Here is a 6,913-nt window from a genome sequence, read left to right as displayed (position 1 = left end):
AGAGCCCTTTTGGAAATTCGCTATGATAGGTTTTCAAGAGGTTTTGAGTGTGATTCAAAGGCAGGATGTGGACGCCAGCACAACGAGGCCGCATGGCCGGAATTACACGCAAGACGAAACGCTATCCGTCTGATCTGACAGATGAGGAATGGGAGCGCATAGCGCCTCTGATGCCCCCTGCGAACCGGCGTGGTCGGAAACGGACAACCGATTCCCGTGAGATCATCAATGCTCTGCGCTATCTCGTGCGCTCAGGCTGTGGTTGGGAGATGCTTCCGGTTCATTTTGGCCCATGGCAAACGGTTTACTGGTGGTTCCGCAGGCTGATGCGCCGTTTCCTGTTCCAGACCATTCATGATGTCTGTCTGATGCTCGATCGTGAAGCGGCAGGACGCGAAACCAGTCCATCGGGTGGTGTCATTGATAGCCAGAGTATCAAGGCACCCCACGCAAAGACACGTGGTTATGACGCAGGCAAGAAGATCGTCGGTCGGAAACGTCACATCGCANCCCATGGCAAACGGTTTACTGGTGGTTCCGCAGGCTGATGCGCCGTTTCCTGTTCCAGACCATTCATGATGTCTGTCTGATGCTCGATCGTGAAGCGGCAGGACGCGAAACCAGTCCATCGGGTGGTGTCATTGATAGCCAGAGTATCAAGGCACCCCACGCAAAGACACGTGGTTATGACGCAGGCAAGAAGATCGTCGGTCGGAAACGTCACATCGCAGTTGATACGGATGGCCGCCTTCTCCTGGTCCAGCTGACAACAGCCGATATTTCGGACAGTGCAGGAGGACAGATGATCCTTGATGCCATTCGTAAACGCTGGCCTTGGGTGAAGCACCTGTTTGCCGATGGAGCCTATGACCGCCTCCAGTTGATGGATAAGGCCACTTTTCTCGACTTCACAGTCGAGATCATCCGGCGGTCAGAGACAGCAAAAGGGTTTGAAATCCTGCCGCGTCGGTGGGTTGTGGAACGGACCTTCGGTTGGATGATCCGCTGGCGTCGCCTTGTGAAGGACTACGAACAGCGGATCGACGTCGCAGAGGCCATGATCCACATCGCCATGGGAAGCCTCATGCTACGCCGAAACGCTCATCCGTGAATTTCCAAAAGGGCTCTNGTTGATGGATAAGGCCACTTTTCTCGACTTCACAGTCGAGATCATCCGGCGGTCAGAGACAGCAAAAGGGTTTGAAATCCTGCCGCGTCGGTGGGTTGTGGAACGGACCTTCGGTTGGATGATCCGCTGGCGTCGCCTTGTGAAGGACTACGAACAGCGGATCGACGTCGCAGAGGCCATGATCCACATCGCCATGGGAAGCCTCATGCTACGCCGAAACGCTCATCCGTGAATTTCCAAAAGGGCTCTTAGGAAAGCGGCTGCGCGTTACGCCGCAGAAAAACGGGTAGCGATATCGGCTACGCGTTTGCCGTACAGAGTCGCTGTATCCAGATCGCCCTGCGGAATTTCATCCACGCTGGCATCAGCCGGGCTTTGCACCAGCAGGCCGACAGACCCGCCAAGGTTGTTAATGTCCGTACGCTTGGCGGCTTTGGTGTTGGCCGGGGCCAGGCCAAGGCTTACCCAGATGCCACCATGCTGAGAGGCCAGCGTGTTCAGCCATTCCAGCGTCACAGCTTTATCGCCATTCAGGCTGGCGCTGTTGGTAAAGCCGCCGAAAATTTTGTTTTCCCACCCGCGGATGAACCAGATTTTGGACGTGGCATCAGCAAATTTTTTGAACTGCCAGCTGGCATTGCCCATGTAGGTCGGTGTGCCGAAAATAATGGCTTTGGCGGCGTTCAGCTTGTCCCATGCGTCTTCCGGGATGTCGCCGTTTTCATCAATGGTGATGAGGGTTGCATTCGCACCCTGTGCCACATGCTCTGCCACTTTGCGCGTGTGACCATAGCCGGAATGATAAACAACAAGAACGTCGGACATGTCTCTTTAAATCCTTATCGGAATGTGCCGCGTTGGAGGCGCGTTTGTGAAGTGGTCAGGGCACCATGCCATTCGCGCCAGAGCACGATAAGAACCGTTTTTAAGATGTCATCTCCAACTCAGGGAGTGAAATCACTCTTGTTGTGTTGTCGCCATGCGCGGGGCGACATGCCGCTCCATTTCCGGAAGGCCCGGCTGAAGGCGCTGGTTTCCGTATAGGCCAGCGTGCGGGCAATTTCGCTGATGTCATGCGTGGGTATGGCGAGATAGCGCAGGGCTTCTGCGTAGCGGGTTTCTTCCAGCAAAGCGGAATAGGACAGATTGAGCTGCGCCAGCCTGCGTTGCAGGGTCCAGGGCGGCAGGGTCATCCGGGCGGCAATATCGGGAAATTCGATATGTCCATCTTCAAGCGCTGCTCGGATGTGCTGAACGACCTGTTCTTTTAGGGAAAGATGGGAGGCAGCCAGCTCCGGCCTGCTGCGGGCAAGAGAGATGAGGGACGAGCGGATGACTTCCAGCATAATCGGGTCCGCGTCTGGCATCGGGCGATCCAGCCCTGTTTTGCGGAACACCAGAGCATTGGTGGGGCACTGGAAACGGATATTGGCCTGAAACGCCTGCCGATGCTCTTCAGCCTGTTCTGGCTGGCTGTGTTCAAAATGCACTTCTTCCGGCGCCCAGTCCGGCCCCAGCGCATGGCGTAGAATGTTGCAGAACATCCCCATGGTGAGTTCGGCGTCGTGCCGCCGCGTGAGAATGGCCGGGTCCCGAATGGCATAGTCCAGCCGGAGCAGATCCCCCTGCTGCACAAATCGGGTTTCTGTGCGGGCCTGATGATAGCCGAAATGCGAGGCCAGATTGTGCAGGGCATCGGAGACTGTTGGGGAGAGAAGCGCTACATAGCCGATCAGCCCCAGCTTGCGCGGGTCAAACTGCTGGCCGAACCAGAGGCCGATATTGCCATTCTGCGTATCGGCTGCGGCTTCATGAAACAGGCGGCAATAGGCACCCAGATCCAGCGCATCGGTCGGAAGGGAAAACTGACGGGTGGAGAGGCCTGCGCGCCCCGCAATGCGGTCGATATCCCCGCCACGGTCCTGCATGAAGCGTTCCACCCCCCACGCGGCGGCGGCGAGAACGCTGGCGTTTTCTCCTGTGCCGGAAAAGCGGGGCATGGTGTCCTCAGTAATAGTGGTGGCGGTCTTTACCAGTCTGAACGTTGTAAAGTGTCAAAAGTTTGTTGGTATCCGTCAAGTCAGCCAGCCCCCGGAACAGGTATCATTTCAGTATCGAACGAAATGGAGAGAGCCGGGCACAACACCGAGTCCCGGCTTGGTTCCCAGCGGATTTCCGCAGGGTCTCGGGAGGCATGCTGGCATGGGCTTTCAGTACAGTCTTGGCGGTGAACGCTATGTCTTTGATGATCTCAAGGCCCTGATGGCCGCAGCATCGCCCGTGCGGTCGGGGGATGAACTGGCTGGCCTTGCCGCCACGTCTGATGCGCAGCGCATTGCTGCCCGCTATGCGCTGGCGGATGCGCCGCTCGACCTTTTTGTGCGGACTGAACTGATTCCCTACGAGGCCGATGACGTCACCCGCCTGATTATGGATACGCACGACAGGGCTGCCTTTGCCCCGTTTGCGTCCATGACGGTGGGGGATCTGCGGGACTGGCTGCTCTCACACGAGGCCACACCTGCCGCCCTGACAGCCGCAGCACCGGGCTTTACGCCGGAAATGGCGGCGGCCGTCAGCAAGATCATGCGCAATCAGGATCTGATGAGTGTCGCGCGGAAAATGCGGGTGGTGACTCGCTTCCGCAATACCATCGGTCTGGAAGGCTGTCTGTCGTCACGCCTGCAACCCAACCACCCGACAGATGACCTGAAAGGGATTGCCGCGTCCACGCTGGACGGCCTGCTTTATGGCATGGGTGATGCCGTGATTGGCATCAACCCCGCGACGGATAGCGTCGCCAACGGTCTGGCCCTGCTGGACATGCTGGATCACGCCCGCCGCCGCTATGACATCCCGACCCAGACCTGTGTGCTGACCCATGTGACCAACACGCTGGAGATTATGAACAAGGGCGGTGCGGTGGATCTGGTCTTTCAGTCCATTGCGGGCACGCAGAAAGCCAATGAGGGCTTTGGCGTTACGCTGGATATTTTGAAAGAAGCGCATGAAGCCGCTCTGTCGCTCAAACGCGGCACGGTGGGTGATAACGTCATGTATTTTGAAACAGGGCAGGGGGCGGCGCTCTCAGCCGAGGCGCATCACGGGCTGGACCAGCAGACCGTGGAAGCCCGTGCGTATGCCGTGGCCCGCGCGTTCCGGCCTTTGCTGGTCAATACGGTCGTGGGCTTTATCGGCCCGGAATATCTGTATGACGGCAAGCAGATTATCCGCGCCGGGCTGGAAGACCATTTCTGCGCCAAGCTGCTGGGGGTGCCGATGGGGTGTGACGCCTGCTACACCAACCACGCCGAGGCTGATCAGGATGACATGGACAATCTGATGGTTCTGCTGGGTGCCGCGGGCATTACCTTCCTGATTGGGGTGCCCGGTGCGGATGACATCATGCTCAATTATCAGAGCCTGTCTTTCCACGATATTCTGACCTTGCGCAGCATGCTCAACCTCCGGCCCGCGCCCGAATTTGCGGCATGGCTGGAGCAGATGGGTCTGTTTGACGCGCAGTCTGGCCGCATGCGGGAACTTGCACCGCACCAGACGCGCCTTGCGCAGCTGGTTGGCTGACCCATGACCCAAAATCCTCTTCCTCCTTCAAAAAACAAAGATGGCGCGCCGGACGTCTGGCAGGATCTGCGGTCTCTCACCCGGGCGCGGATTGGTCTGGGCCGCAGCGGTAATGCGCAGCGTACAACGGATGTTCTGACGTTTCAGGCCGCTCACGCGCAGGCGCGGGATGCGGTGCATACGCCGCTGGATGTGCAGGCCATGCTGGAGGAGTTGAACGGGATTTCCTGCCTGTGTGTGCGCAGCCGCGCTCCGGACCGTTCCACCTATCTGCGGCGGCCTGATCTGGGCCGCAGGCTGGCGCCGGAAAGTCTCGCTTTTTTGCAAAAAGGCGAGTGGGACGTTGTGTTTGTCGCTGCCGATGGCCTCTCCTCCATTGCGACACAGAAAGGGGCAATCCCCTTGTTTCGGGCCATGCAGGCACGGCTGAAGGGTTGGCGGATTGCGCCACTGGTGATCGCTACACAGGGCCGTGTGGCGCTGGGGGATGAGATTGCCTCGGCACTCGGCGCACGCATGGTGGTGATGATGATTGGTGAGCGCCCCGGCCTGAGTGTGGCCGACAGTATGGGCGTTTATCTGACATACGCCCCCTACGTTGGCTGCCCGGATTCCGCGCGGAATTGCCTGTCCAATATCCATCAACATGGTCTGCCGACCTCCGGGGCGGCGGACAAGCTTGCATGGCTGATGCAGGAAGCCATGCAGCTGAAGCTGACGGGCGTAGGGCTGAAAGATGCCGCACCTGACAGCAGTCTTCCTGAAAATTCCATTCCTTCAATAGAAAAGGACCCGCACGCATGAGCCAGAGCCCCACCAATCTGCACAAAACGCTGGGGGCCTTCCATCTGTGGGGCATTGCCGTCGGTCTGGTTATTTCGGGTGAATATTTCGGCTGGAGTTATGGCTGGGCTACAGCGGGCACACTCGGCTTTCTGGTGGCGACTGTGTTTGTCGCGGTGATTTATACGGCTTTCATCTTCAGCTTTACGGAACTGACCTGCGCCATTCCACAGGCGGGTGGCCCGTTTACCTACAGTTCCCGTGCCCTGGGCCGCTGGGGTGGGCTGGTTGTGGGACTGGCGACGCTGGTGGAGTTCATTTTTGCGCCTCCTGCCATTGCGCTGGCGATTGGGGCGTATCTGAATGTGCAGTTTCCGGGGCTTTCGCCAAAGGTGGCGGCCTGCGGGGCGTATCTGGTGTTCATGGCGCTGAATATTGTTGGCGTGCATATCGCGGCCACCTTTGAACTCTTTATTACCATTGCGGCTATTATTGAATTGCTGGTGTTTATGGGCGTCGTGGCCCCCGCCTTTTCATGGCAGAATTTTCTGCATGATGGCTGGGGTGCTGCTCCGCATTTTGGCTGGGAAGCGATGGGAGGCATTTTTGCCGCTATCCCCTTTGCCATCTGGTTCTTTCTGGCCATTGAAGGCGTCGCGATGGCGGCGGAGGAAGCCAAAGACCCCAAACGTGCTATTCCCATTGCCTATATTGCCGGAGTGCTCACGCTCGTCTCCCTTGCCTTCGGTGTCATGCTGTTTGCGGGCGGGGTCGGGGACTGGCACAGCCTTGCCAATCTGAATGACCCGTTGCCGCAGGCCATGAAGCGTGTGGTCGGCAGCAATAGCGGTTGGTTGCATATGCTGGTCTGGCTGGGGCTGTTCGGGCTGGTGGCGTCCCTGCACGGGATTATCATGGGCTATGCCCGGCAGATTTTTGCGCTCGCTCGCGCAGGCTTTCTGCCGAAAGTGCTGGGGCAGCTACACCCCCGGTTTCAGACTCCGTATATGGCGACCATCGCTGGCGGCGTGATCGGCATCGCCGCTATTTTCTCGGACGATTTCATTTCCATTAACGGGCAGTCGCTCACCGCAACGCTGGTCACCATGTCGGTCTTTGGGGCGCTGACCATGTATGTGCTGAGCATGATCAGCCTGTTCCGCCTGCGCCGCACGGAGCCTGATCTGCATCGCTCCTATCGCGCGCCGCTCTATCCGGTTCTGCCCGGTATTGCGCTGATTGGGGCGTTGATCGCTCTGGTGGCGGTCATTTCCTGCAATGGCACAATCTTCTGCATTTATCTGGGCTTCATGGTGGTGCTGTCTGTTCTGTTCATGGCTCTGTCCAGAAAACAGCCAGTTCAATAGGGCTGCCAAATCATGTCTTGTGACCCCGATATTTTCTGGAATGGACTGA

At 58.2% G+C, this 6,913-nt stretch carries 7 protein-coding genes and 2 pseudogenes; 7 read left to right on the top strand and 2 right to left on the bottom strand.

The window, feature by feature from the left end:
- Positions 1-65 precede the first annotated feature (65 nt).
- From KP703_RS09830 to KP703_RS09820, 4 genes and pseudogenes are all read left to right on the top strand, one after another.
- Positions 66-455, top strand: a pseudogene (locus KP703_RS09830) (IS5-like element IS12528 family transposase); the annotation flags it as partial.
- A complete protein-coding gene (locus KP703_RS15910; protein WP_373687471.1) occupies positions 435-548 on the top strand; it encodes a hypothetical protein in 114 nt (37 codons plus the stop codon). The pseudogene KP703_RS09830 and the gene KP703_RS15910, both read left to right, overlap by 21 nt.
- Positions 503-1,111 (top strand): annotated as a pseudogene (locus KP703_RS09825) (IS5-like element IS12528 family transposase); the annotation flags it as partial. The gene KP703_RS15910 and the pseudogene KP703_RS09825, both read left to right, overlap by 46 nt.
- Positions 1,112-1,133: 22 nt before the next feature.
- Positions 1,134-1,361, top strand: a complete 228-nt coding sequence (locus KP703_RS09820; RefSeq protein ID WP_011251443.1) for a transposase — start codon at positions 1,134-1,136, stop codon at positions 1,359-1,361.
- A gap of 35 nt (positions 1,362-1,396) precedes the next feature.
- On the opposite strand, the gene KP703_RS09815 is transcribed toward KP703_RS09820, so the two are convergent.
- Entirely contained in the window at positions 1,397-1,954 is a 558-nt protein-coding gene (locus KP703_RS09815) for a flavodoxin family protein (RefSeq protein WP_215754682.1), read from the bottom strand.
- A 119-nt stretch (positions 1,955-2,073) separates the two neighbouring features.
- A complete protein-coding gene (locus KP703_RS09810; RefSeq protein ID WP_215754681.1) occupies positions 2,074-3,129 on the bottom strand; it encodes an AraC family transcriptional regulator in 1,056 nt (351 codons plus the stop codon).
- Positions 3,130-3,331: 202 nt separating this feature from the next.
- Here KP703_RS09810 and KP703_RS09805 point away from each other — a divergent pair, with 202 nt between their 5' ends.
- The 3 genes from KP703_RS09805 to eat are packed head-to-tail and all read left to right on the top strand — an operon-like array spanning position 3,332 to position 6,864.
- Positions 3,332-4,714: an ethanolamine ammonia-lyase subunit EutB gene (locus tag KP703_RS09805; protein ID WP_215754680.1), complete on the top strand. Its 1,383-nt coding sequence runs from the start codon at positions 3,332-3,334 to the stop codon at positions 4,712-4,714.
- A 3-nt stretch (positions 4,715-4,717) separates the two neighbouring features.
- Entirely contained in the window at positions 4,718-5,518 is an 801-nt protein-coding gene (eutC, locus tag KP703_RS09800; RefSeq protein ID WP_215754679.1) for an ethanolamine ammonia-lyase subunit EutC, read from the top strand.
- A complete protein-coding gene (gene eat / locus KP703_RS09795; RefSeq protein ID WP_062274637.1) occupies positions 5,515-6,864 on the top strand; it encodes an ethanolamine permease in 1,350 nt (449 codons plus the stop codon). The genes eutC and eat overlap by 4 nt, the downstream gene beginning before the upstream one ends.
- Positions 6,865-6,913 lie beyond the last annotated feature (49 nt).

Source organism: Acetobacter sp. P5B1 (assembly GCF_018811985.1).
GTDB classification, from domain to species: domain Bacteria; phylum Pseudomonadota; class Alphaproteobacteria; order Acetobacterales; family Acetobacteraceae; genus Acetobacter; species Acetobacter cerevisiae.
Note: the sequence above shows the minus strand (reverse complement) of the source record. Positions and strands in the feature narration are given on the sequence as shown.